Genomic DNA, 24,278 nt, shown 5'->3' on the forward strand with positions numbered 1-24,278 from the left:
AAAGCGCGAGATCGTTTTACGTTCTTGTGCTGTCATACTTCTGCTCGTTTTGCTGAATTTCTTTGTACGTCAAACCCCCTACAACGCCTCGAATTATCGACTGCTCTAATCGAGTTAGATGTTCTCCTGTTTGTTGGTATACGAAATTCTCTAAGAAATTAATGGCTTCTTCTACTGTCATAGCTTCATGTGTTAAGTTACTTGTACACGCTCTGCACATCTTTTTTTCTAAAATAGCCCCTTGCCAGGTATGAGGTACAGCTTTCCACTCACCAATTACCAGTACCCATTGCGTGGCGATCGGGCAACTGAAAACTGCTGTATTTATCTTATACATGATTTAACTTTACTTTGATTGGTTGTCTACTTATTGAAATATATTTTTACAAATATGACTTTTATGACTTTAAGTTATGACTTTTATGAATTGACCTTATCAGGAGTTTGAATTATTATCTCAATTACAACTTGTAAGCTACGCCCTCAGTTAAAAATTTTTAATATTGTTTCATAGGTTGGCAGTGAGGGCGCAGAGTCTTATTCAAAGGAGATTAATGACTAAACTCCTTACTACAAACAACGTCACATTTCTGGAAATTTACAAATTTTTTAACTTATGTTAGACATCAAGACGAATCCTACCAATCGCCTTTTTTTTTGCATTCAACAGCCAAACGATCTCCCCAAATCAGTATTTCCGGTGAACAACGGCTTGCTCAACCCAATCGATCCATTCAATGTTTCTAGCTATAGTGCGGAATCTAGCTTTCCTAATCTCACAGCATTCAGCAGCGACCAACAGACACAAAATGCGGATTTTCTTGTAGCGGATGCCAGGGCTGACTTCAGTTACTCTGTGAGCGATGCTCAACTCAAACCGCAAGCACAGTCAGCGATCGCAAACACAGATCCGCTAACAGGAACGATATCTGCTTCCCAGTTGAATTTCGCCGATCCAGGTAACTCTCTTTCGACAGCTCGTAATGTTGTTGGCGTTCAGAACGGTAGCATCAGCTTAACTGATTTTGTCGGAGTTGGAGATTCCAAGGATTTCTATCGATTCGATATCAATACTAAGAGCAATTTTAACCTGCGTCTCGACGGTTTGAGAGGGGAAGTAAAGCTAATTCAAGATAGAAACCGCAACCGTGTAGTCGATCTTGGTGAAACTATTGACTCCTCTGCTAATAGTGGCCAAGTCTCCGATGTCATTAATGTACCCAATTTGGCGCCTGGAACTTACTATGTCGAAGTCTATACCTTCTCAGGCTCTACCAATTACAACCTGAATCTTTCTGCAACCTCTGTTCCTGTAGTGCCAGATATTACAACACCTAACGGTGTTTATAATAGTAATTACGGCTACGGTTTGGTGAATGCAAATGCCGCAGTTTCCCACACCTTAAACCGCTCAAGTCTTTTCCCAGCTCTTCCCGATCTGGGCGGAACTAAGTGGGCGCTAGATGTCATAAATGCACCGGAAGTTTGGAATCAGAACATTACAGGAAATGGGATTGTTGTAGCTGTCGTGGATAGTGGTGTTGACTACACCCATCCTGACTTGGATGGCAATATTTGGCGGAACGCTGGTGAAATTGCTGGAAATGGCATTGATGACGATCGCAACGGATATATTGATGATATTCGGGGTTGGGATTTTGTGTCTAATGACAACAACCCAATGGATATGAGTTACGAGGGTCACGGGACTCACATAGCAGGTGTGATCGCGGCGGAACGAAATAATTTTGGCATCACAGGAGTTGCGCCCAATGCTAAGATTATGCCTGTCAGAGTGTTGCCCGCCTCCCTTTACGGCGAGTTGAATAATGTTGCTGCTGGAATCCGCTATGCTGCTGATAATGGAGCCAATGTAATTAACCTCAGCTTGGGAAATGAGTTTTTCCCCTCCACCCAGGTGAATGACGCAATTGAGTATGCAAATAACAAAGGCTCTGTTGTGGTTATGGCAGCCGGAAATTTGGGTGACATCCAACCAGCTTATCCAGCTCGTAATGCCGATCGCTGGGGAATTGCCGTGGGCAGTATTGATATAAACGGCAGGATGGCTGACACCTCGAACCGGGCGGGTTCGGGACCTTTAGATTACTTAGTTGCTCCGGGAGTAGAGATATTTTCTACCACTCCTGATGACGATTATGAAATCGAAACTGGCACGTCTTTTGCAACGCCACAAGTAGCAGGTGTAGCGGCTTTAGTTTTGAATGCCAATCCGACTTTAACTCCGGCTCAAGTTGAGTACATTTTGACGACAACAGCTAATCGGAATGGGTTGACAGGATAGAATCGATCGGGTCCATGAGACGGGGGTTTAAACCCCTGTCGTGGGACTACTACAACTTGGAGAAAATGAATCCGCCCAGCTTAATTCTTAATCTTATTCACATAGCCCCACAAACTATAATCTCGACTCAGCCAACCCCGGAAAAAAGCCATTTGAGTCGGATCTTCTTGCACCCGTTTGTAGCGGTAAATAATTCGTTCATTAATCATTTGCAGCGCGGTATTTCTGTTATTTGCCCCTTTCAGCGCTTCCTTGGTGCGCGGGTCAAAAACTCCTGTTTGCGGCAATCCTAATGCTTGCTGAAGAAAGGTAATTGAGTTATTAATACCGAAATTAACGGCGGTGTCAAACATGACGATCGCCAAAGCCGGCTGCATCGTGCCCGAGAGGCTCGAATCCCAGTAATATTGATAAATTTCTAGGAGCTCTGCTTCTGACATCTGCGTCACGTCAAGGGGCGGAAGCCCACGACTGTAGCGGTAGGCGTTGTATTCCGTTTGCAACACGCCCCGATAAGTTCTGCCGCCCTTATCGGCTGGGTGATTGCTGAATCCACCCTCAAAATATAGGGTGAAATAAAGAGCAGTTTGAAATATTTTCTGCCGAAAGCTTGCTGTCTGCTGCTGCTGTGCGAAAGTCTTTTGGGCAAAGGGTAAGGGGATTGCTAAGGTTAACAAGAGTACCCCCAGCAGGAGGTTTGGTTTCCACTTAATGTTATGTTGGCGCTGTGTCGCTTGCTTGTCGCTCATAAATTCTCTGTGACGATCGCCCGTAATTCCGCTAAAACTGCTACTCTGCAAAATAATATAGATTCAACCTTTAACTTGATAGCACAGATAGGCCGCCAAATGAAGTCCGATTTTCCCAACCAATCCGAAACACCCCAATTTGAAGATGCTGCATCGCTGACAGTCGTTGCAGAAACCTATTACTCTCAAGGCAATTTAGCAGCAGCCGTCGCTGCTTGTCGCCGAGCTCTGGAATTGCAACCGGATTGGGCGGCGGCTTACGTGACAATGGGCAATGTGCAGCAAGCAAGCGGCCAAATTGATGAAGCGATGCGGTTTTATTCCGAGGCGATCGCTTTGAATCCCGATTTTGCTGAGGCTTATGCTAATTTGGGCAGTATGCTGTACAAACAAGGGCATTTGGTGGAGGCGATTGTCAATTACGAAAAGGCGATCGAACTTAAACCAAATTTGGCCGCTGCTTACTGGAATTTGGCAGGAGCACTGAAACAGCAGGGGCAGCAGGATGCAGCGGTAGCATACGAGCAAAAAGCTCTCGAACTCAATCCCCACCTAGCTGAGGTAGATTTTCACTTAAATTTAGGAGATCAATTAGCGCGGCAAGGGAAGTTAGATGAGGCGGTGGCTGCATGGCAGCAGGCGATCGCCTTCAAACCCGATTTAGCCGAAGCATACTGTCAAATTGGCCGAGTTTTGCGCCACCAGGGCAAATTTAAAGAGGCAATACCCAACCTTCAAAAAGCCCTAGAAATTAAACCCGATTTTATTTCGGCCCACCAACATTTGTGCGGCATCCTCAGAGATACTAGCAATTTAGCTGCCGCGCGGCAAGCCGTGCACCAATACAGCCAAATGTGTGCGGAAACCGATCCAATTATGACCGCGATTTACTTCATCAGCACCTATCAAGTGTCGGGATTAAATCAAATTGCGGGCGATCGATTTTTAGAGCTAGAGTCGTACTTGCAGCAAAAATTAGAAACCGCTAGCCCGGTGGAAATTAAATCGCTTTATGCAAATTTGTTATTCAGTACACCCTATTTGCGAGATGACTTGGCGGCAAACTCAAAACTTTACAGATTAATTGCCCAAAAGTATATCGACCAATGTATTAAACCTAATTTTTCTCAACCCGCCAATTACAGTTTCAAACCAAGTGTTCCATCCAGCAAGTTAAAAATCGGCTTTTTGTCCAATCACTTCAGCCGCCATTCAGTAGGTTGGTGCAGCGCTGACATCATTCGCGAATTGTCCGACATCACACCCCATGTGTATTTGTACGCTTCCGAAAGAATTACTCCTGACGATCGCACTCAGCAATTTGAAACTTGGGGCAAACTGACTTTTCCGAAAACCTACCCGAACGGACTTGCCAATTCTGCAGAAATTATCGACAAAATTCAGCAAGATGAACTGGACGTTCTAGTCGATTTAGATTCTCTCAGCGTACCAGTTCACGCTGACATTCTCTACCAAAAACCCGCACCAGTTTGTGTTTCTTGGCTCGGATTTGATGCCCCTTACATATCGCCGAAAAATTACTTTCTTACAGACTGGCACTCGCACCCAGCCGGGCGGGAAAAATATTATGACGAGCAGCTAATTAGGATGCCGGATTCCTTTGTAGCGGTGTCAGGTTTTCAGAGATATGGAGTCGATCCGGTTGCATTGAGAAGGTCGAATCGGATCGGTTTGGATCAGATAGTTTACCTGTGCGTCGCACCAGGCAGAAAATTTAATCACGAGTTGGTAAAAGCACAAATTGCCATTCTCAAACAAGTGCCAAACAGTATTTTAATTCACAAAGCTTTAGGCGATGCTGCGGTGTTTGAGGCTGCATATCACCAAACTTGTGAAGCTGAGAAAGTGAGCAAGCACCGAATTAAGTTTTTGCCAAGGTTTGCTACTGAGGAAGAACACAGAACTATCTATTTGCTGGCCGATGTTTTGTTAGATTCTTATCCTTACAACGGAGGAACTCACACTTTAGAGGCTTTGTGGTGTAATTTGCCAGTGGTGACTCGCACAGGAGAGCAATTTTTGTCGAGAATGGGTTATTCGTTTTTGCAGGCTTTGGGAATGGAAACTGGTGTGGCATTGTCTTGGTCGGAATATGTGGAAGTTGGTGTAAAATTGGGTAAAAAACCTGAATTGAGAAATGCAATTAAAGCACAGTTGGTGAAATCTAAAGATCCAGCCAATTTGTCGCCGCTTTGGAATCCGAAAAAGTTTGCGGGTGATATGTATGGGGTGTTTGAAAAATTGTGTAAAATAGGATAAATGCTGACTAATGAATGATGACTGATAACTGATGACTAATGACTTCAACACTATCAACTATTAAGTTTTTAAAACAGCCGACTTCGGAAGCTTGGATAGAACAGGCGATCGCCCATTTGGATACAATCTTATTAGATCATTCTCACTGCGAGCGGAAAGCGGCGGGAGTAGCGTTAAATTTAATGTTTCGCTACCCAGCCCGGGAAAAATTGGTGAGGATGCTAACGGCGATCGCCCGCGAAGAATTAGAGCATTTCGAGCAAGTCAACCAACGGTTAGAAAAGCGCAGCATTGCTTTAGGGCCTTTGGCTGCACCTCCCTACGGTGCGGGTTTGTCCGCCCAAATTCGCAAACACGAACCGGAGAGACTTTTGGATTCTTTGTTGGTTTCTGGTTTGATAGAAGCGCGCAGTCACGAACGGTTGGGGCTGCTGGGCGATCGCTGTCCCGACGCGGAATTAGCTAAGTTTTACCGGAGTTTGATGGCTTCGGAGGCGCGTCATTACGGTGTATATTGGATTTTGGCAACAACTTATTTCGAGCGGGATATTGTGATGCAGAGGTTGGAGGAATTATCCTTAGTTGAGAGCGAGTTACTGGCAATTCTTCATCCCGAACCGAGAATTCACAGTTAAAATATCGGGGCATTTAAAGAGTGTAAAATACAAAAAATCACTAATTTTACAGTTGCTCAAGTCAAAAAATAAATATACGTTGCAACAACCAATGAAAACCCAACATCTGGATTTTTTAATTCGTTCCTGGGAAACGCGCGATCGCGCCGAGGCGTTCTATTTAATTAGAGATGTTTTAGCAGAGTACGGTTTAAAATGCGAACCTCACGGGGCAGATCGAGATGTCTATGATGTAGAACTACATTATCAGAATAAAGGCGGCGAATTTTGGGTAGTTGAACGGCAGGGTAAAATAGTGGGTACGGCAGCTTACTATCCGATTGAGCGCGGAAATAATGCTGTGGAAATTCGCAAAATGTATATTTTGCCCGCCGCAAGGGGACAAGGTTTGGGGAAATTTTTACTGCAAGAATTGGAAAGTAAAATTATCGCTCGTGGCTTTGAGGAAATCTGGATAGAAACTGCCAGCATTCTCAAGGAAGCGGTTAAGATGTACGAAAATAGCGGATATCAACCGACAACTGGTGTGGAGACGCAAAGGTGCGATCGGGTTTACGTAAAATATCTCGGTATAAAAAAGCTACAATAAAGTTTCTGTCAACAATGATTAATTTACCCAGTTTCAATCAGCAACAGCAAATAGTTGTTTGGCGAGGCATTTCTGCCTTTATCTTCTGCCTTACTTTTGTACTGATTGGTTATTATGTGATAGGGCTGTCCCTACCGCTATTCAATACCCCAGAGTCGCGCCTAATTTTCACCCTTCGCTGCCAAATTTTTCCGTTACTGATGTTATTTGCCGGCATAGTTGCTGTTGGTAATGGGAGATTTAGCAGCCCAGCTATCAACCCTTTAGCAAATGCCGAATCTGAAGCAATGCGGATTAATGTGCGTTATCTGAGCAACACTCTAGAGCAATTTGTGCTGTTTTTTGTAGGCAGTTTAATTCTTTCTACCTTTTTAGATACTTACAGCATCAAGCTGATTCCAATTTTGGCAACTTTGTTTGTTTTCGGAAGAATAGCATTTTGGATAGGCTATCTCAAAGAGCCGATCGAACGAGCTTTTGGCCTGGGAGTTACTCTGTATCCTACTATTGCCGTACTAATTTATGATGCCTACCGCGTACTATTTTTCAATAGCTGAGGGATTTGAGAGTTTTTTGGAATAAGACTTATGCTTTGATTAGTCCTGTGAAACCCTAAAACTAGAAGGAAAACAAATGACTATCCCCACAAAAAACTCTCATTCTCAAAATCATACTACCAAAAAAATTCTAGACGGCCCTAAAGACGCTAGATTTGTTCAAACAGTGCGGGGAATGTTAAATCCTCTGTATTATTTAGATAGTAATTATCAACGCTACGGCGACCTTTTTACCAGCAAATTCAGTAACTTTCCGCCGCAAGTAATTATTAGCAATCCTCAAGCTATTCAAGAAATTTTTACAGCCGATTTTAAACTCTTTGAATCCGGTACTGTAAATCAGATAGGGCTACCTTTAGTAGGCTCGAATTCGTTATTTTTATTAGATGGCGATCGACATTTGCAGCAGCGCAAACTTTTAATGCCACCTTTTCATGGTGAACGCATGAAAGCTTACGGACAAATCATCTGCAATACCACCGAAAAAGTAATTAATAATTGGACTCCTGGTAACTCGGTAATCGCGCAGTTAACTATGCAGGAAATTTCCTTGCAAGTAATTTTACACACAATTTTTGGGCTGAGCGAAGGAGAACGCTACCAGCAAATTCAGCAACTAATTATTAATATGTTTAGCCTCTTTAGCAATCCATTAAGTGCTACCTTTTTGTTTATAAAGTCGTTGCAAAAAGATTTAGGTGCTTGGAGTCCGTGGGGAGGATTTATTCGACAAAGACAGCGTTTAGATGAACTGCTTTATCAAGAAATCCGCGAACGCAAAACTCTATCTCAACCATTGGGAGACGACATCCTGAGCTTGTTAATTTCAGCTCGTGACGAAGCAGGACAGCCGATGAGCGACGTTGAATTGCGGGATGAATTAATGACAATGTTATTCGCAGGACACGAAACTACAGCCACAGCTTTAGCCTGGGCTTTGTATTGGATTCACTACATCCCAGAAGTCCGTGAAAAACTGCTCCAAGAACTCAATTCTATTGATGTCGAAAATTGCGAGCCTGCGGAAATAACTAAACTCCCGTATTTGAATGCTGTATGTTGCGAAACCCTGCGGATTTATCCGATCCTATTTTTTACATTGCCGCGCCTTCTGCAAGCTCCGATGCAGTTAATGGGTTATAATATTCCCAAAGGAATGATACTTTCTCTCTGTATTTATTTGGTTCATCACCGTCCTGATATTTACCCGGAACCTAAGCGTTTTAAACCAGAACGTTTTCTAGAACGTCAATTTTCGCCTTACGAATATTTGCCGTTTGGGGGAGGGAACCGCCGCTGTATTGGGGCGGCATTTGCCATGTTTGAAATGAAGTTAGTATTGGCGAAAGTGCTGTCACGATACTCTTTAGAACTTGCAGAAAATCGTCCGGTTTTGCCAGTACGCCGGGGTGTGACAATGGCACCCGCTGGTGGTGTGCGTTTGGTGGTAAAGAATCGGATTTGATATGATACCGATACAAGGGGTTTTAATTTATCTTTTGCCGCAGAGGAATCTCAATTACAAATTCCGAACCTTCTCCCAATATAGAATTGCAAGAAAGCTTGCCCCCGTGTTTTTCTACTATAATAGAGTGCGAAATCGCCAATCCTAAGCCAGTTCCTTTGCCAATGGGTTTAGTAGTGAAAAACGGGTCAAACAAGCGTTTTTTCACATCTTCGCTCATTCCTGGGCCGCTGTCAGCTATCCATATCGCAACGCTGTTATTGTCGGTTACTTGGGTGCGAATCGTAATTGCGAGATTTTTGGCGGTGCTATTGGATTCCTTTATCTCCATTTCCAATGCGTCTAGCGCATTGCTCAACAAATTCATAAATACTTGATTTAACTGACCGGGATAACATTCAACTAAAGGCAAATTACCGTATTCTTTAATCACATTAATTGTCGGGTGATCGGTTTTATGTTTCAGGCGGTTTTGCAAAATCAGCAGCGTGCTTTCAAGGCCTTCGTGAATGTCAACTTGTTTCTTTTCGGCTTCGTCAAGTCTTGAGAAAGTCCGCAGGCTCAAAACTATGTCGCGGATGCGATCTGCTCCGACTTTCATAGAGGCTAAAATTTTCGGTAAATCTTCAATAAGATAATCAATTTCCAAGTCTTCCCTTGCATCTACAATTCTTGCGCTAGGCTGCGGGTATTCTTTCTGGTAAAGTCGCAGCATTTTTAGCAAATTTTGAGTGTATTCGCTGGTGTAGCTGAGATTGCCATAAATAAAATTAACCGGGTTGTTAATTTCGTGGGCGACACCTGCTACTAACTGTCCCAAACTCGACATTTTTTCACTTTGAATTAATTGAGTTTGGGTGCGTTGGAGTTCGCGCAAAGTTTGTTCTAGCTGTTGAGTTTGAGCTTGAGCTAATTGGGCGGCTGTGCGGGTTTGGGTGTAGAGTTCGGCGTGGTCGATCGCGATCGCAATTTGAGCGACTACCGCTTGCATCAGTTCGACTTCCGAGTCGCTCCAATTTCGCAGGGACACAGCCTCATAGCAGGTAATTGCCCCAATATCGCCTGAAGCAGTTTGAACTGGCAGCGACAGCACTGAGTTAATTTTTAAGGCCTGGAAATTTTCGCGCAATTCTACATCTTCAAAAGTGCTGACATCATCAATTCGCAGAATTTCTCGCCCCCCAATCTGCTGCAGGGCGACACTAGATTGATCCTGTACAGAATAAGTACCGAGCAAACTCGGCAAAGCTGCATTCTTCGCTTCGCAAACTATTTCCCAAACCGGAGGATGGCGGTTTGGGCGATACCAAGTGAACAGGCACCAATCTATGTGCATCAAATTGCGAATTTTTTGAACGGCGGTTTCTAAAATTGTGTCTAAATCTAAAGATGTGCGAATCTGGTTGGCAATTTGATTGAGCAGTTGTTGTCGTCTCGCTTGCTGTCTGAGGGCTTGTTCCGATCGCACTAATGTTTCTTCTGCAAGTTTGCGATCGGTTAAATCTTGGACGACGGCTTGGATAATTTTTTCATTTCCAACTTCGATGACTGTCAGCACGACTTCTGCAGGAAAATCAGTACCGTCTAAGCGCTGGTGAACCCACTCAAAACGGTGGTTTCCCCGCTCAAAGGCGAGATCCATCATTTCCTTAATAAAGCTCAAAGAATCTCTGCCGTTGGGTTGGAAAGGAGGCGACAGTTTGCCGGGGTTTTGCCCGTATAACTGTTGCGCGGTAGTGCAGCCAAATAGTTTTAGGGTGGCTGTGTTGGCATCGGTGATGCCATTGTTACATAACATCAAAACGGGCAAACTGGTTAATTCGTAGAGCGATCGAAATTTGGCTTCCGACTGCTGCAATGCCGCTTCTGTTTGCTTGCGATCGGTAATGTCGGCAACCATTGCCAAAGCGCCCACATAGCGTCCCTGTTTGTCTGCCAAGGAATTAGTAGAAACCATCGCCCACAAGTCGCTGCCGTCTCGGCGACGGAACTTAAAATCGAGCTGTTCGCGAATTCCTTCACGGCGGCGGTTGAGACTGACTTGTGCGAGTGCGATGCCTTCTGCATCCATGAAAGCAAATAGCGACTGTCCGATCATTTCCTCTGCGGTGCAGCAGAGCATATCGGCCATTTTTTGGTTGACAAAAGTTGTTTTACCCTCCGTATCTATCATCCAAATTCCTTCGTCTGCTGTCTCGACAATGCACCTGTATTTGTCCTCGCTTTCTCTGAGCGCTTCTTCTGCTAAGTGGCGAGCGGTAATGTTTTGAGTCATTAGCAATCCGCCGATGATTTCTTGCCGTTCGTTTCTGACTGGCAAAGTATAACCGAGGTAGATGCGATCGCTGTAAAAAATTTCTGTAACAACTGTTTCTCCTGCCAGTGCCGCCCGATAAGTTGGCTCTAGATCGGCGCAAACACCTGGCTCGAATACTTCCCAGATTGTCTTGCCTTCCATCAATTCTTTGGAAAGCCCCACTGCTGCTAATTCTGTACCTTCTACCAGCGTGTAGCGCAGTTCTGGATCGAACAACATCACCGCGCCGTTCGGAAAGTTGCTTGCCATAGTGCGGTAAAGCTGTTCGCTTTTTTGCAGCGCAGCTTCTGCTTGTTTGCGATCGGTAATGTCAATTATGACGGAACCGATGCCGAGAGCCTCGCCATCTTTGTCTAGCAAGGGAAAATAAGAGCCTGTCAGGTGTCGGACAAACCCAGGCTTTCTGGGATTTTCACCACTCATCTCGATATTAATTAATGGTTGTTTTGTACTCAAGATTTCTTGGTACAAAGGCTCTACAATTGGAGCGATATTCGGCAATATTTCGCGTACCGTCTTGCCTATGTGCTCTGCTGGACTCAGGCAATTTATTTCGGCTAGAAATTGATTAATTTGCACGTACCGCAGTTGAGAGTCCAAAATGCAAAGTCCCGCCGGCGCCTCCTTCAAAAACGCATCAAATAGTGCTTGTCTCTGTGCTAATTCTTGTTCTAAAGCTTTGCAAATACTGAGATCAGTTAAAGAGCCAATCATCCCCACAACTTCTCCCATTTTGTCTTTCAATAGCGAAAGCATCAGGTGCGAGGAAAATATTTCTCCCGATTTATGACGTGTGATAACTTCTATTTCATGCTCGCCTTTTTTTTGTAGCGGTTTGATGACTTGCTCTAACAGAAATTCGTGCTGTTCGGGCGGGTAAATTAGAGAAATGTGCCGTCCGATAGCCTCAGTTTTTTCATAGCCGTATAACTTTTGGCAGGCTTGATTCCAAATGGTGATCGAGCCGTCCATATCTGTAGAAACCACCGCTTCGTGAATTTGGTCGATAATTTGACTTTGGAGACGCAACTTTTCTTGAGTCTGCTCCAGTTCGGCGGTTTTTTCTGCGAGTAGTTTCTGAGTTTTTTCGAGTTCCGCAGTCTGCTTTGCCAGCAATTTTTCCAGATGTGAATTGCTGTGCGGCGCCGCTGGTTCCAGCGGTTCGCTATTTTCTTGCCTCGGATTAAAAATTTCTTCAGCGCTCAGCCAAATCGCGCACTCTCCGCCTGTTTCAATTACCCGCTCGGAAACTCGCACGGGTACGAGATGGTTGTTTTTATGTCTGTATGCTGTTTCGCACGGGCCAGTGCAGCTATTTTTTGCTTGACTTTCTAGATATTTTTCTCGGCCCGCGCACTGCGTTTGCTGAATTTCCCAGTAGTTGAGGTGAAGAGTTTCTGCAACTGTGCGGCCGATAATACTTGCAAAAGCTGGATTTACGTCGAGAAAAGTCCCGTCTGTCCGGCACAATGCCAGCCCGATCGGGCACAGTTCTAACAATTGGCGGCGAGAGCGATCGCGCTTGGCTTTTCCTAACTGGCTTTGCATCTGACCTAGCTGGACTTGGGTGATTTAATTATATCTTTTTATCTTGTTTATTGTTGTGAGTTTTATCCTTGATTAAGCAAGAGAGAACAAGGAAGTTCGGCAACGAGCCGAGCCGTCTACGGGATTTAACAAATGTAACGGACGGAGGCTGAGGTTGGAGGGAAGAAGGAATAGATTCGAGGGAAGTTCGGCAACGAGCACGCGATCGGGATTTAACGGATGGATGTTGAGGAAAAAGACAGGATGGGGAAACAAAAATGAGTAATAATCAACGGGGAGGACGAAAGAGGGAATGAGAATAAACCAGAAAAATCACAAAAGAAGAAGTACAAAACTGGTACAAAGACCCTTGATTTATACATGGTATCTTCCCTCCTACCTCCCACCTTCTTCCCTCCTACCTCCCACCTTCTTCCTTCTTCCTTCTTCCTTCTTCCTTCTTCCTTCTTCCTTCTTCCTTCTTCCTTCTTCCTTCTTCCTTCTTCCTTCTATTAATCGCGGGCAATACCTTCGGATCGGGCGGCCAACTGAACTGCACCGGCGACAGCAATGGCAACTCTTTCGTCAAAAACCGATGGTATAATGTGTTCTTTGTCAAGCTGGGAAGGACTGACTAAAGAGGCGATCGCATAAGCTGCTTCCAAATACATAGTGGTCGTAATCGTGGCAGCTTTGCAGTCCAAAGCACCTCGAAATATCCCCGGAAATGCCAAAACATTGTTAATTTGATTCGGGTAGTCGCTACGTCCGGTGGCAATGATCGCCGCATCTTCCATAATTAATTCGGGCTGAATTTCGGGAATGGGATTTGCCATTGCAAAAACAATTGGATTCTCGGCCATCGAACGCACCATCGATCGGGTGACTACCCCAGGGGCGCTGACTCCTAAAAATACATCGGCACCGGCGATCGCATCTTCCAAAGTACCGCTCGAAGGCACGGCAAATTCTAGTTTTTCTGGGTTCATATCCGTGCGGTCTTCGGAGAGGACGCCTTTGGAGTCGCACATGATGATGTTTTGGGCACCTGCTTTACGCAGCAACCGGGCGATCGCGACTCCGGCCGCACCGGCTCCATTAATCACGATACACACTTCTTCTATGGTTTTTTTGACAATTTTTAAGGCATTAATTAATGCTGCCAAACTAACAATCGCCGTGCCGTGCTGGTCGTCGTGAAAAATGGGAATATCTAAGGTTTCCCGCAATCTTGCTTCGATTTCAAAGCAGCGGGGAGAAGAAATATCTTCGAGGTTAACGCCGCCAAAAACCGGGGCGATATTCTGCACTGTGCGAATAATTTCCTCGGTATCTTGGGTGTTCAAACAGATAGGAAAGGCGTCAATACCAGCAAATTCTTTAAATAGCATGGCTTTGCCTTCCATGACGGGCAGTGCGGCGGCAGGGCCGAGGTTTCCCAGTCCCAAAACTGCGCTGCCGTCGGTAACAATGGCAACAGTGTTTTGTTTGATTGTGAGGTTGTAAACTTGTTGGGGGTCATTGGCGATCGCAGTGCAGATGCGGCCGACTCCAGGGGTGTATGCCATTGCCAAATCTGACTGGCGTTTGAGGGAAATTTTGCTAACTACGCTGATTTTTCCGCCGCGGTGCAAGTTGAAAGTGCGATCGTACACATCGATCACTTTGATATCCGGCAGCGCTTTCACTACTTGCAATATTTCTTCGTTGTGTTCGAGGCTGTAAGCATCGACGGTGATATCACGAATGGTAGTGGCGCGGGTTTGCTCGATCAAGTCGATTTGACCGAAATTGCCACCGACAGATGCGATCGCGCTGGTGACGCTTGCCAGCATTCCCGGCCGATTCGGCAGAGCAACCCGAATCGTTAAACTAAAGCTGGGGTTCGGTGTCAGTTTTACCATGATTCCTTGATTTCAGATTTGAGAATTTCAATCTTAGATTTTATCGCCAATATTAGGCATAAAATTTAATAATTCAAATTTTCAACGGAAATTTTTAACAAATTCTATGAGCCTGTGATCCCATCGCTCTGCCAAGGGTGCCGCTGGGAAACTCATCTTTTTTTGAGTATAGCTTTGCTTTGTGTATAGCTTGTGACGCGCCCACAAACAACTTATTTTCTGTCAATTTTCCTGCCAACCGCGAATATGAAGCACGGGGGTAGAAACCCGGTTTTTGAGGTCAAGCGGCGCAACGGTTATCTATTTTTGAGAATATTTCTGCTTATTCTGAACATGAGCAGATATTTCGCAAAACTATATTTTCCAGCGATATCGCCTCATTCCTGCTGCTGTCTTTTGAAGCGAGACACCCAGGAGAGTTGATGCGGCTTTTTGGTGGCCGACTTTGGGGGAACAAAAGTAGATGCACGGCTGTTTTAGCCGGCAGGTAAAAATGAGATCGACTCAGAAGCGGGCATTTGATATATATATTGCCTGCTTGTTTAACACTTGCCAAGGATTGCGAGTGCAACCTTGCTGCGCGATCTAATTACCTGCACGTTTTACCCGATAATTCCCGCGACTGTAACTAACAGACAATCTACCCCGGGCCGGCACAGGCACAGGTTCAGCCGAACCGTGCTGAGTTGCTGGTTGCTAAGTGTCAATTTTATCGATCGGCCGCAGCATCGGCACATATAATTGTAAAGAATTTGCAAGCCAGACAATCCGGGGGAACTTTTTCTAAGTCTTGCAGATCGACCGATTGCTCTGCCTCGCTGCCGGGGGGAAGTATGCACAGGGCAACTTGTCCGACTCCTGCCATGAGTTCGGCAACTCGCTCCAAAATACTGTCCATTTTGTCAATTAGTTGCTCTGCTGCATCGAGACTCGGCGCGATGATGAAAAAGGTTTTGACTCCATCGGGACAGGGAGCGAAGCCGAGGTTACAGTCTCGTAATAGTGCTTGGGTGGAGAGACTGAAACCGTCGTAGAAGCGAGCGATTACTGCTTGATAAAAGGCTTGGGTCAGAGAGCGATCGCCAAAAATAGGTTGAGATAACATAACTACTTCCTTTCGTAGGATTTTTGGGTGCATTGAAAAAATTTTAACATACCTTAATGTAAGCGATTTAACAAAATGATCTAGCGATCGAGATCATGGACTTGATGTGATAATTTTTAATTTGTGTAGCGATCGCAACTGTGATAAAATGTAGTCTGTGTTAGCGCTGCCAGTGATAAAAATCGCATCAGCAGCAAAAGCTCAGTAAAAATACATAAGTTAAAAAGACTAAGTATTAAATCACAATATTAAAGATGAACTCGATAGCCCAACAGTTAAAAGCAAGATTTGAAAAAGCATTCACCGCTGCATTCGGGGAAAGTTATGCAGGTACTGATCCGATGCTAGCCGCCGCCAGCAATCCCAACTTTGGGGACTTTCAGTGCAACGCGGCGATGAGTTTGGGGAAAAAGTTAGGAAAGCCCCCACGGGCGATCGCCTCGACAATTATCGAAAACCTAGATATTACGGACATCTGCGAAACCCCAGAAATCGCCGGGCCGGGTTTTATCAATTTGAAGCTGAAACCGGCTTATTTGGAAGCGCAAATTAGTGCGATCGCCGGCGACTCGCGTTTGGGGATTGAACCGGCGAAAACGCCTCAGACAATCGCGATCGACTTTTCGAGTCCGAATATAGCCAAAGAAATGCACGTCGGGCACTTGCGATCGACAATCATCGGAGATGCGATCGCCCGCACCCTCGAATTTCAAGGCCACGACGTACTCAGAATCAACCACATCGGCGACTGGGGCACCCAATTCGGAATGCTGATCGCATACTTGCGCGAAGTTCACCCCGAAGCCCTCACAACCGCTGACGCTCTAGACTTAGGCGATTTAGTCGCATTTTACCGCCAAGCAAAACAGCGCTTTGACACAGACGAAACCTTCAAAGAAACCGCCCGCCAAGAAGTAGTAAAACTGCAAGCAGGCGCCGAAGACACCCGTCGCGCCTGGAAATTGCTGTGCGATCAATCTCGCCGTGAATTCCAAGTAATCTACGACTTGCTCGATATCAAATTAACCGAACGCGGCGAATCGTTTTACAATCCATTATTGCCCGCAGTAGTCGAAGATTTAACCAATCTAGGTTTGCTAGTAGAAAGTGACGGCGCAAAATGCGTTTTTGTAGACGGTTTCACCAACAAAGAAGGGGAACCCCTGCCGCTAATCGTCCAAAAAACCGACGGTGGCTACAACTACGCCACAACAGATTTAGCAGCAGTGCGCTACCGCATCCAAAAAGACAATGCAAAGCGCATAATTTACGTCACCGATTCGGGACAAGCAAACCATTTTGCCCAAGTATTTGCAGTAGCCCGAAAAGCCGGTTGGATTCCTGAAGATGTAGAAATTGTCCACATTCCCTTCGGTTTGGTATTGGGAGAAGACGGCAAAAAACTCAAAACTCGTTCTGGGGAAACGGTGCGGTTGCAGGATTTGTTAGATGAGGCGATCGTCCGCACGCGCCAAGATTTAGAAGAGAGATTAAAAGTCGAAGAAAGACAAGAAACTGAGGAATTCATTGCTAACGTATCTCGAACCGTTGGTTTGAGTGCCGTTAAGTATGCCGATTTAAGTCAAAATCGCGCCAGCAACTATATTTTTAGTTACGACAAAATGCTCGCATTGCAAGGAAATACCGCTCCTTATATGCTGTATGCTTACGTGCGCGTGCAGGGAATTCGCCGCAAAGGTGAGATTGATTTTGATAATTTAGATGCTGGTGCGAAAGTAATTTTGCAGTCTGATGCAGAGTTGGTTTTAGCCAAACATTTATTGCAGTTGAGTGAAGTTGTGAATGCTGTGGGCGGCGATTTGTTGCCGAATCGGATTTGTCAGTATTTGTTTGAATTGAGTCAAAAGTTCAATCAATTTTTTGAGCAGTGTCCGGTTTTGAAAGCTGAGGAACCGTTGCGGACATCGCGGTTAATTTTGTGCGATTTGACGGCGAAGACTTTGAAATTAGGTTTGGAGTTGTTGGGGATTAAGGTATTGGAGAGGATGTAAGTTTTTAACCGCCAAGAAAGAGCGATGGCTTTTTTGAAGATAAGAATTGAGCAAACCTTTGCTAATTCATACTAAAAAAAACGTTCATAATCATCGTGGTTTCCAATCCAAAACCATGTCACGGTATCTCCTTGTAAAATCCCCACTGCTCGATAGCCGCGCGTGATTCTCGCAGACCAGATATTTTCTTCCTGGTTGATGCACTTGAAGTGCAAAGATCGATGAAAGGGATTTTCCAGCCAGAAACGATAAGCTTTTATAGCTTGCTCTTTTACTCTACTGTCAAGAGAATTGTATTTTTCCCAAAAGGAAGGAAGGGTGGCAGATTTCATAACTCATTGAGTCTCATTTCCTGTGCCTTTCCTTCAGCAATTTCTTGTTTTGCGCGTTGGGCAGCAGCCACAAGTTGCGGTTGCGTTTTCTTGAAAGATTCGTCCCATTGAAGCTCATCTTTTAAGTCTGCGATATACTCTTTCAAGTATTCTGCTACTTGTTGCTGTAAAGTTTCTGGCAGAGACTGCATCATCTCGATCGCTGCATCAATGCCTTCCCACAGTTCAGAAAGCGGTACAGTCTCTCCTGTCATTGCTTCGTGCCATCCTTGACGAAAACAGTCTTCGGCTGACTTCAGCGGTTCCTCATCCGCAAGGACAATAACGCGAACTCGGCGATCGGCAAATTTGGCTGATTGGGCGAGAATCTCTTCCCAACTTCCTTCTAGTTCTAACTGTTCTGATGTCATTGCTTTTACTTTTTTTGAAACGCGGATTTAGTTAATTGTAGCGCATCTCTAAAATCTAGCATTTACGGCTTTTTGTTAACAATCAAGCTCTCCAAGATGCTTTTAAACATTTTTACCACAATTTGGCGATCGTTATCTCTTATAAATATATCGTAGTTGGGAGTTGAGTTAATTTCTATTAACCAATATTGTCCCTTTTTATCGAGCGCGATGTCAAGCCCAGCATAATTAATCGCCATTTCAGCAAAAACAGGTTTAACAAAATCTTCAATCTCAGACATGAGATTGGGGTTAATTATATGTTTGGCTTTGGCACCTTCCCAGTGCAGCGGGCTTAAATTTCCCGCAAATTTAGCCTGAGATTTGTCTTTCTCGTACAGCAAAACTAGCTTTTGTTTGCAGAAGACAGCCCGATATTCGTGGGCAATTTCGATATATTCTTGAGCTAGCGCCACATAGTCATAATCTTTGCTGTTGACATTAAATATAATTTCTAGGGCTTCTTTAATTTGCTCTCTAGTTTCACACAAAAAAACATTGTTGCCACCAGCACCGCGATTTCTTTTGAGAATCACCGGTAAAGCGAATTTTTTGTTTACTTCTAAAACTATTGATTCAATATCTGGGAAACTCAAATACTTTTTATACTTCTCCTCGCAGTGAGGCGAGACAAAACCGAGAGTTATGGGAGTATTTATTTTGCCGTTTAATAGTTGATAGGTATATTCTTTGTCTTTAAAAATCTCTGCTAGTGACGCGCTGTTAAATGGCGTCATGTAATTGACAAAATAATATTCTTCGCCGCCCTGTTTGAGTCTAATCAAGTTTTGGGAAGGACGCAGGATTTCGTAAGGGATATTTAATTCCTCACAAGCTGCCAGCAGGATTTCAATATTGGTTAGCATAAAATGTAACTTAATTAGAAATTAATTTTAAAGATTTGAGATTAGAGAATCGCTTCCCAATCTCAAAACTCAAATTATATCGCAGTTTTATCCAAACAACCGCTGCTGTCCGTTTGCGGCATCTTTCCCGGCATAAATCTCGCGCGTTCCCTTGGGAATATAAATCCAATCGAATTCTTGTAAGCGGTTTGTTAAATTGGAAATGCTCACTCCCAATTCATCTCTCATTTTGTATAAATGCGACCACTTAGTTAAATCACGTCCCCGTCTTTTTTCCTCCAAAATACACCGAGGCATCAACAAACAGCTTGCAAAATATTGCGCTTGCCATTCGATCGACAAAACCTTATTATCCGCACTCGCACCCCGACAAACAAACGGTTCCTCGACATCCTGGGCGGTTTTTCCTTCATTCCCCAAGTTTAATTCCAACTGTTCCACAGTGCCGTCTGCTTCGTCTTGATTGACGTGTAACACCCAGTGTCCGATTTCGTGGGCGATCGTCGATTCGATGAAACCCGGCGGTTTTTCGAGAATCTGTTCGTTGATTTCGATTAACCGCTGCTGCGGCAAAATCCTCGCCGCGATCGCACCTTCTTCATCCGGCTCAATGCACTCCCAAACTACGCCCAAATCCAGAAAATCAGCAACCGTTGTCGCATCAAAAGGCCATCTCGGAGCAAAATTTTGCGTTTTCTGCATCTGCATCAAGATGTCATTTGCCAAACGCTCGATCGTTTCTTTGGGATAGAAGCAATACGGTTTAAAAATACTCACTATGAGGGGCCTCTCTTACGCTTCAAAAGATTGTTTGAGCCAATCGGGATTTTCTTGCATCCGGCGGAAAAGAGCCTGCATTTCCTTCGGATTCTGCTTCAGCAGCGCTTCGTACTGCTGCGGCAGTCTCCCGGCCAGGAAAATCAATTCCTCTTCGTTTATGTCTAGATTTCGCGCTAATGCTCGAATTACGTCCTCTTTTGGCGCATAATCGGCTCGATCGTTCTCCAACTTCGACAAATAAGTAAAATCCACACTTAGCATAGCTGCTAGCTCACGTTGTGAGTAAGCTTTGTCCTTGCGAGCTTGACGGATCAGTCTTCCAAATGTTTGTTCCACGGTTTTTCGCCTCCTGACAAGCATTCTAGCCTGTTTTGATGAAAAGTTCAACAAAATACTTGACGGGAAAATCAACCCGCGCTACCATGAGGTTAGTTGACGGTTTAATCAACCCAGGAAGCCTGACTGGTAGGGTTAAGGGTGCAAATTAGCCTAGCTCACACGCTGCATATAGCGTCGTCAACTTCAGAGGAGTGAGAAGCGCTGGGCGTCAAAACGCTTGTACGCAGCAAATAAGGAGGAGCAGATAGCAAATGCTGAGAACCTGGACAGACACGCATTACAAGCTCGAAGACGATGACTGGCTATACATCGCCACCCACGAAGAACAAAGCTCAGCCTCACTGGTTTGTCCCGGCTACGCGCGGGATGGCGAAGGCTTCAGCATCCACTTCACCCCAGCGCACTTAGAAACGTTAGAGCATTTGCTCGCCGCGCTGCGGATTATCAAAGCTCAACAAGAGGCGATGCTTGAGTATACCTATCCCGAACCAAAAGCGACAACACATCTCATTAGGTAATGGAAGGAAGAAGGAAGAAGGAAGAAGGAAGAAGGAAGAGGGAAGAAGGAAGAGGGAAGAAAAATAATTCGATTGTTGTGAGTTCCCAATTCCCAATTACAGATTCCTAATTGTCAGAACATAAATCAATAACTAAGGAAAAACGAACAATGACTACTAAAACACAAGAAAGACCTACATTTTCAGTGTTTGGTGCCAAACCGAGCAATGCTTTGCTAGTACCCGAAATCCCGATCGCAGTACGTAACAATTGCCAGGCCGGCCAGTGGACAATTGGCGATTCAGACTACGGTTCCAAGTGTTCCATGACAATCCTCAAATTCTCCAAATTCTTCGGTTCCCTCGGTCAAACTTCGCACACACTGTGGGGTCAACTGTGGTTTGTCGCAGAAAGTGGCGAATTGCCGCAAGGAGTTGTCATGGTGACATATATCAAAAACCGCAGCTTGAACGATTTCAACCGCTTGGTAGCATCAGTTCAATCTCGCGGCGTAGAACCGGCTACCGGAATTTTTGTTCCAGAATTTGTCAAGCATTCCGGTCAGAAACCAGACGACAGCGGAGTAGTAAAACCGATAAATTACTACAGCTTGAAATGGTCTTGGAACGAGCGGAAAGATTGGGCAGTTATCGACCAAGCCGCAGCAGTTTTGTCAGATTCTAGCAATCAATCGCGGATGATTGACTTAGAAGGAACAAGGGCGATGGTGTGTTTAGATAACCTGCCGGCGCAGCAAGTTGCCTGCTTGATGGCGGCTCACGCTGGCGGGGAAAGCGATGCTATTGCTTTGAATTCCAACGGCGGTATGTCGCTACCGCCAGCCGAAGACAAATCTACTGCTGACTTGTTCTAATTCTGTTGTAAAGGCGCGATTTAATCGCGCCTTTACCATAACTGTTACCACAGACTGAAATGAAGAAATTAACCAAGCTTAAAACCCAACCAAACCTGCAAGGAAGCCGTTTGAAAGAGAATCTTGAGCTGCTAGACCAAATTCGGACAGACGCAGTTAACGACATCGAAAGTCTCACCGAAGACTTCCAGCACATGACTTTAGTTGCCGAATCAGTCCAGCGGAATTACCGAGCTTTGTTAGCCGAAAATCAATTGCTAAAAGGCGCACTTTTAAGTATAATTGATGAGTGCGATTGCTGGGACGGAAATCGGTGCGATCGCTGCTCGAAACTTCTCAAAACTCTAGCCAACGACAATCCCGAAGAAAAACCCGATGCCACCAAAAAATACCGATCCATTCTCAGCCAACTCCGAAACTTAGAATAACTGAAAACCTTTCAGTCACAAGTGTCGAAAAGTTATAATCAGGAGAAGCAAACATTATGACAATAGCAACTGCCAAGGATAGCAAAGCCCAAATTTTGCAAAACTTTCAGCAGATTTTAGCAGACAAAAAAAAGATCGAATCCAAAGTCGAAACCAAAGAACAATCAGCCGAAAAAGCCAAAAATAAACAACTCCTCGAAGTCGCTTCCACCTACACAATTGACAGCATCGTCAAAGGCTTGGCTGACTTGCAATTAGATTTCGGCAGCATCATCAGCGGACTTTCCGAAAAACTGAAGGCGGAATCTTCTAAATTAGACGAATTAAAACGCGCGATCGAAATAGAAGCCGAGCAATTGCAAGAGTTGCAGCAAATTAGAGTTGTAGCAGACGCCCTCCACATTTTAACTCAAGAGCACCGAGAAAAATTGACCCTGCTGGAACAAAACGCTGCTAACCAACGCGAAATTCTAGAAAAAGACACGACCCAAAAACGCAAGATTTGGGAAAAAGAACAGCAAGAATTTGAGGCGGCAGTTCAAGAAGAGGCTGCACTCATAACTAAAAAGCGCCAGGAAGAAACAGCAGATTATCAATACGAATTACAGCGCACTCGCAAAATCGAAACCGACGAATACGAAGAAACGAAGCGTAAACTAGAACGGGATTTGCAAGAATCTACCCGCGAAAAAGAAAAAAATTGGGTGGAACGGGAAAAAGTCCTCAGCGACAATCAAGCGGAGTTTGAAGAGAATCAAAGAAAAGCCGCCGGATTTGAAGAAGAACTCAAACAGGCTTATGTCAAAGCCAAAGAAGAAGCAATTCAAGAAGTTTCCCGCGAAGCTAAAGTCAAGGCAGATTTAGTGGAGAAAGAGTGGGAAGGAAGCAAGCAAGGATATGAATTGAAAGTCCAATCTTTACAGCAGACAATTGGGCGACAAACCGAACAAATCGCCGAAATTTCCGCGCAACTGCAAGCCACGATGAAGCAAGCGCAAGATTTAGCAATGAAAGCTTTTGCCAGCAAAGCTTAAAACCCAGTAGGGTGTGCAATACACACCTTACGAAAAAATGACATAAATTTTCCCAACACTTAAGGAATGAAAAGTCATGAACAAAAGAGTTAGCGACAAAAGCACCAAGGCTGAAATTTTAGAAGCGTACAAGGAAGCAGCGCAAGAAAAAGCGCAGCTAGAATCGCAAATCCAACTATTAAACGCTTCTCAAAAGCAAACAGCAGTCCCAGAAAAACCTCTTGTGGAGGCACCAAAATCAATGGCTTTAACTCAAAATCAACACAAAATGCAGTCCACAATCGACAATTTGATTTTGCTGCAATTTAGCTTTGGTGGCGCTGTCAGCGAGTTGTCGGAAAAATTAACTTCCGAAGCTGCTAAAGTCGAAGAATTGCGCCGCACTGTGGGCGAGGAAATTCAACAACTGCAAGAGTTGCACAGTTTAGAAGATGTTGCAGAAGATACGCTGGACAATTTAATTCAACAGTACGAAGAAAGCGCCAAAACTTTTGCTGGCGAACTCAGCGAACAGCGCGAAACTGTTGAACAGGAATTGTTGGAACGCCGACAAGCTTGGGAAAAAGAGCAGGAACTGCAAAAGTTGGCCGTTAAAGAACGCAATGAGCATCACCAAAAAGCTCGTGAGCGGGATGAAGAATTGTATGATTATGATTTGAATCTTCAGCGAAATCTGGACATCGAAGAATACGAACAGCGCCAGAAAATGCTGTATCAAGAAATCGAAGAGTTTCAGCAAGAACAGGAGAAACAGTGGGCGGAACGCGAAAAATCTATTTCGGAACGGGAAAAACTTTATGCTGAGGTGAAAGCGAAGGTAGAAGCTTTCCCGAAAGAACTGGAAGCTAATATCAAGAACGGGAAAGATAACGGTCGCAATATTGGCAATTATCAAGCTAAAGTTAAGGCGGATTTGTCTGCTAAAGATGTTGAAGGGCAAAAGCAAAATTATGAACTGCAAATTCAAGGGATGTTGCAGACAATTCAAAATCAAGATGAGCGCATTGCTAGCTTGTCAAAACAACTGGATTCTGCTTTGAAACAGGTTCAAGATTTGGCGGTGAAGGCCATTGAGGGTGCATCGAATTTGAGTTCTTTCCAAGCAGTCAGGGAAATTGCGATCGAACAAGCGAAGACTCAGCAGAAAAATAAGTAAATAGGGCTTGCTGAATATATCGATCGCATATTACGTGGCCTGGGTTAAGAACTGGTGCGTTCGAGAGTCATCGCCGT

22 protein-coding genes are annotated in these 24,278 nt (G+C 44.6%); 12 read left to right on the plus strand and 10 right to left on the minus strand.

Features of this window, described 5'->3' with window-relative positions; translation table 11 throughout:
• Positions 1-16: 16 nt before the first annotated feature.
• The gene (locus QT994_RS02660; RefSeq protein WP_333171596.1) at positions 17-337 is read right to left on the minus strand and encodes a hypothetical protein; all 321 of its coding nucleotides are present in this window, start codon (positions 335-337) and stop codon (positions 17-19) included.
• Positions 338-616: 279 nt separating this feature from the next.
• On the opposite strand from QT994_RS02660, the gene QT994_RS02665 reads away from it, so the two are divergent.
• A complete protein-coding gene (locus QT994_RS02665; protein ID WP_333171598.1) occupies positions 617-2,305 on the plus strand; it encodes a S8 family serine peptidase in 1,689 nt (562 codons plus the stop codon).
• Positions 2,306-2,385: 80 nt separating this feature from the next.
• On the opposite strand, the gene QT994_RS02670 is transcribed toward QT994_RS02665, so the two are convergent.
• Complete coding sequence (locus QT994_RS02670; protein ID WP_333171600.1) at positions 2,386-3,054, minus strand: glycosyl hydrolase 108 family protein; 669 nt, start codon at positions 3,052-3,054, stop codon at positions 2,386-2,388.
• A 99-nt stretch (positions 3,055-3,153) separates the two neighbouring features.
• Between QT994_RS02670 and QT994_RS02675 the strand changes: the two genes are divergently transcribed.
• The 5 genes from QT994_RS02675 to QT994_RS02695 all read left to right on the plus strand — a co-directional run bounded on the left by QT994_RS02675 (position 3,154) and on the right by QT994_RS02695 (position 8,580).
• Positions 3,154-5,334, plus strand: coding sequence for a tetratricopeptide repeat protein (locus QT994_RS02675; protein WP_333171602.1), 2,181 nt, complete (start codon positions 3,154-3,156; stop codon positions 5,332-5,334).
• Between the two features lie 38 nt (positions 5,335-5,372).
• On the plus strand, positions 5,373-5,969 hold the full coding sequence (locus QT994_RS02680) for a tRNA isopentenyl-2-thiomethyl-A-37 hydroxylase MiaE (protein ID WP_333171604.1): 597 nt from the start codon (positions 5,373-5,375) through the stop codon (positions 5,967-5,969).
• A 91-nt stretch (positions 5,970-6,060) separates the two neighbouring features.
• Positions 6,061-6,558 carry a GNAT family N-acetyltransferase gene (locus QT994_RS02685; protein WP_333044193.1) on the plus strand — a complete coding sequence of 166 codons (498 nt, stop codon included), beginning with the start codon at positions 6,061-6,063 and terminating at the stop codon, positions 6,556-6,558.
• Between the two features lie 14 nt (positions 6,559-6,572).
• The gene (locus QT994_RS02690) at positions 6,573-7,115 is read left to right on the plus strand and encodes an MAPEG family protein (RefSeq protein WP_333044194.1); all 543 of its coding nucleotides are present in this window, start codon (positions 6,573-6,575) and stop codon (positions 7,113-7,115) included.
• Between the two features lie 76 nt (positions 7,116-7,191).
• Positions 7,192-8,580: a cytochrome P450 gene (locus QT994_RS02695; protein ID WP_333044195.1), complete on the plus strand. Its 1,389-nt coding sequence runs from the start codon at positions 7,192-7,194 to the stop codon at positions 8,578-8,580.
• A 22-nt stretch (positions 8,581-8,602) separates the two neighbouring features.
• Here the strand turns inward: QT994_RS02695 and QT994_RS02700 are convergent, their stop codons facing one another.
• The 3 genes from QT994_RS02700 to QT994_RS02710 all read right to left on the minus strand — a co-directional run bounded on the left by QT994_RS02700 (position 8,603) and on the right by QT994_RS02710 (position 15,433).
• The gene (locus QT994_RS02700; RefSeq protein ID WP_333171606.1) at positions 8,603-12,445 is read right to left on the minus strand and encodes a PAS domain S-box protein; all 3,843 of its coding nucleotides are present in this window, start codon (positions 12,443-12,445) and stop codon (positions 8,603-8,605) included.
• A 491-nt stretch (positions 12,446-12,936) separates the two neighbouring features.
• The gene (locus QT994_RS02705) at positions 12,937-14,328 is read right to left on the minus strand and encodes a malic enzyme-like NAD(P)-binding protein (RefSeq protein ID WP_333044198.1); all 1,392 of its coding nucleotides are present in this window, start codon (positions 14,326-14,328) and stop codon (positions 12,937-12,939) included.
• 709 nt (positions 14,329-15,037) lie between these two features.
• Entirely contained in the window at positions 15,038-15,433 is a 396-nt protein-coding gene (locus QT994_RS02710; RefSeq protein ID WP_333044199.1) for a hypothetical protein, read from the minus strand.
• 254 nt (positions 15,434-15,687) lie between these two features.
• On the opposite strand from QT994_RS02710, the gene argS reads away from it, so the two are divergent.
• Positions 15,688-17,445 carry an arginine--tRNA ligase gene (argS, locus tag QT994_RS02715; RefSeq protein ID WP_333171608.1) on the plus strand — a complete coding sequence of 586 codons (1,758 nt, stop codon included), beginning with the start codon at positions 15,688-15,690 and terminating at the stop codon, positions 17,443-17,445.
• A 71-nt stretch (positions 17,446-17,516) separates the two neighbouring features.
• Here the strand turns inward: argS and QT994_RS02720 are convergent, their stop codons facing one another.
• From QT994_RS02720 to QT994_RS02740, 5 genes are all read right to left on the minus strand, one after another.
• The gene (locus QT994_RS02720) at positions 17,517-17,777 is read right to left on the minus strand and encodes a ParE family toxin-like protein (RefSeq protein ID WP_333171610.1); all 261 of its coding nucleotides are present in this window, start codon (positions 17,775-17,777) and stop codon (positions 17,517-17,519) included.
• Entirely contained in the window at positions 17,774-18,187 is a 414-nt protein-coding gene (locus QT994_RS02725; RefSeq protein ID WP_333171612.1) for a hypothetical protein, read from the minus strand. The genes QT994_RS02720 and QT994_RS02725 overlap by 4 nt, the downstream gene beginning before the upstream one ends.
• A gap of 62 nt (positions 18,188-18,249) precedes the next feature.
• Positions 18,250-19,092 carry a YheC/YheD family protein gene (locus tag QT994_RS02730; protein ID WP_333171613.1) on the minus strand — a complete coding sequence of 281 codons (843 nt, stop codon included), beginning with the start codon at positions 19,090-19,092 and terminating at the stop codon, positions 18,250-18,252.
• Between the two features lie 87 nt (positions 19,093-19,179).
• Positions 19,180-19,869 (minus strand): ImmA/IrrE family metallo-endopeptidase, encoded by a 690-nt coding sequence (locus QT994_RS02735; protein WP_333044202.1) that lies wholly within the window; start codon positions 19,867-19,869, stop codon positions 19,180-19,182.
• A gap of 15 nt (positions 19,870-19,884) precedes the next feature.
• The gene (locus tag QT994_RS02740) at positions 19,885-20,208 is read right to left on the minus strand and encodes a helix-turn-helix domain-containing protein (protein ID WP_172189318.1); all 324 of its coding nucleotides are present in this window, start codon (positions 20,206-20,208) and stop codon (positions 19,885-19,887) included.
• 254 nt (positions 20,209-20,462) lie between these two features.
• Here QT994_RS02740 and QT994_RS02745 point away from each other — a divergent pair, with 254 nt between their 5' ends.
• The 5 genes from QT994_RS02745 to QT994_RS02765 all read left to right on the plus strand — a co-directional run bounded on the left by QT994_RS02745 (position 20,463) and on the right by QT994_RS02765 (position 24,201).
• Entirely contained in the window at positions 20,463-20,729 is a 267-nt protein-coding gene (locus QT994_RS02745; RefSeq protein WP_006634886.1) for a hypothetical protein, read from the plus strand.
• A gap of 149 nt (positions 20,730-20,878) precedes the next feature.
• Positions 20,879-21,583, plus strand: a complete 705-nt coding sequence (locus QT994_RS02750; RefSeq protein ID WP_333171615.1) for a hypothetical protein — start codon at positions 20,879-20,881, stop codon at positions 21,581-21,583.
• 59 nt (positions 21,584-21,642) lie between these two features.
• Positions 21,643-22,011: a hypothetical protein gene (locus tag QT994_RS02755; RefSeq protein ID WP_333171617.1), complete on the plus strand. Its 369-nt coding sequence runs from the start codon at positions 21,643-21,645 to the stop codon at positions 22,009-22,011.
• A 56-nt stretch (positions 22,012-22,067) separates the two neighbouring features.
• A complete protein-coding gene (locus QT994_RS02760; protein ID WP_333044205.1) occupies positions 22,068-23,045 on the plus strand; it encodes a hypothetical protein in 978 nt (325 codons plus the stop codon).
• A 76-nt stretch (positions 23,046-23,121) separates the two neighbouring features.
• Complete coding sequence (locus QT994_RS02765; protein WP_333171619.1) at positions 23,122-24,201, plus strand: hypothetical protein; 1,080 nt, start codon at positions 23,122-23,124, stop codon at positions 24,199-24,201.
• Positions 24,202-24,278: the final 77 nt, after the last annotated feature.

Source organism: Microcoleus sp. S13_B4, assembly GCF_036700885.1.
Classification (GTDB): domain Bacteria; phylum Cyanobacteriota; class Cyanobacteriia; order Cyanobacteriales; family Microcoleaceae; genus Microcoleus.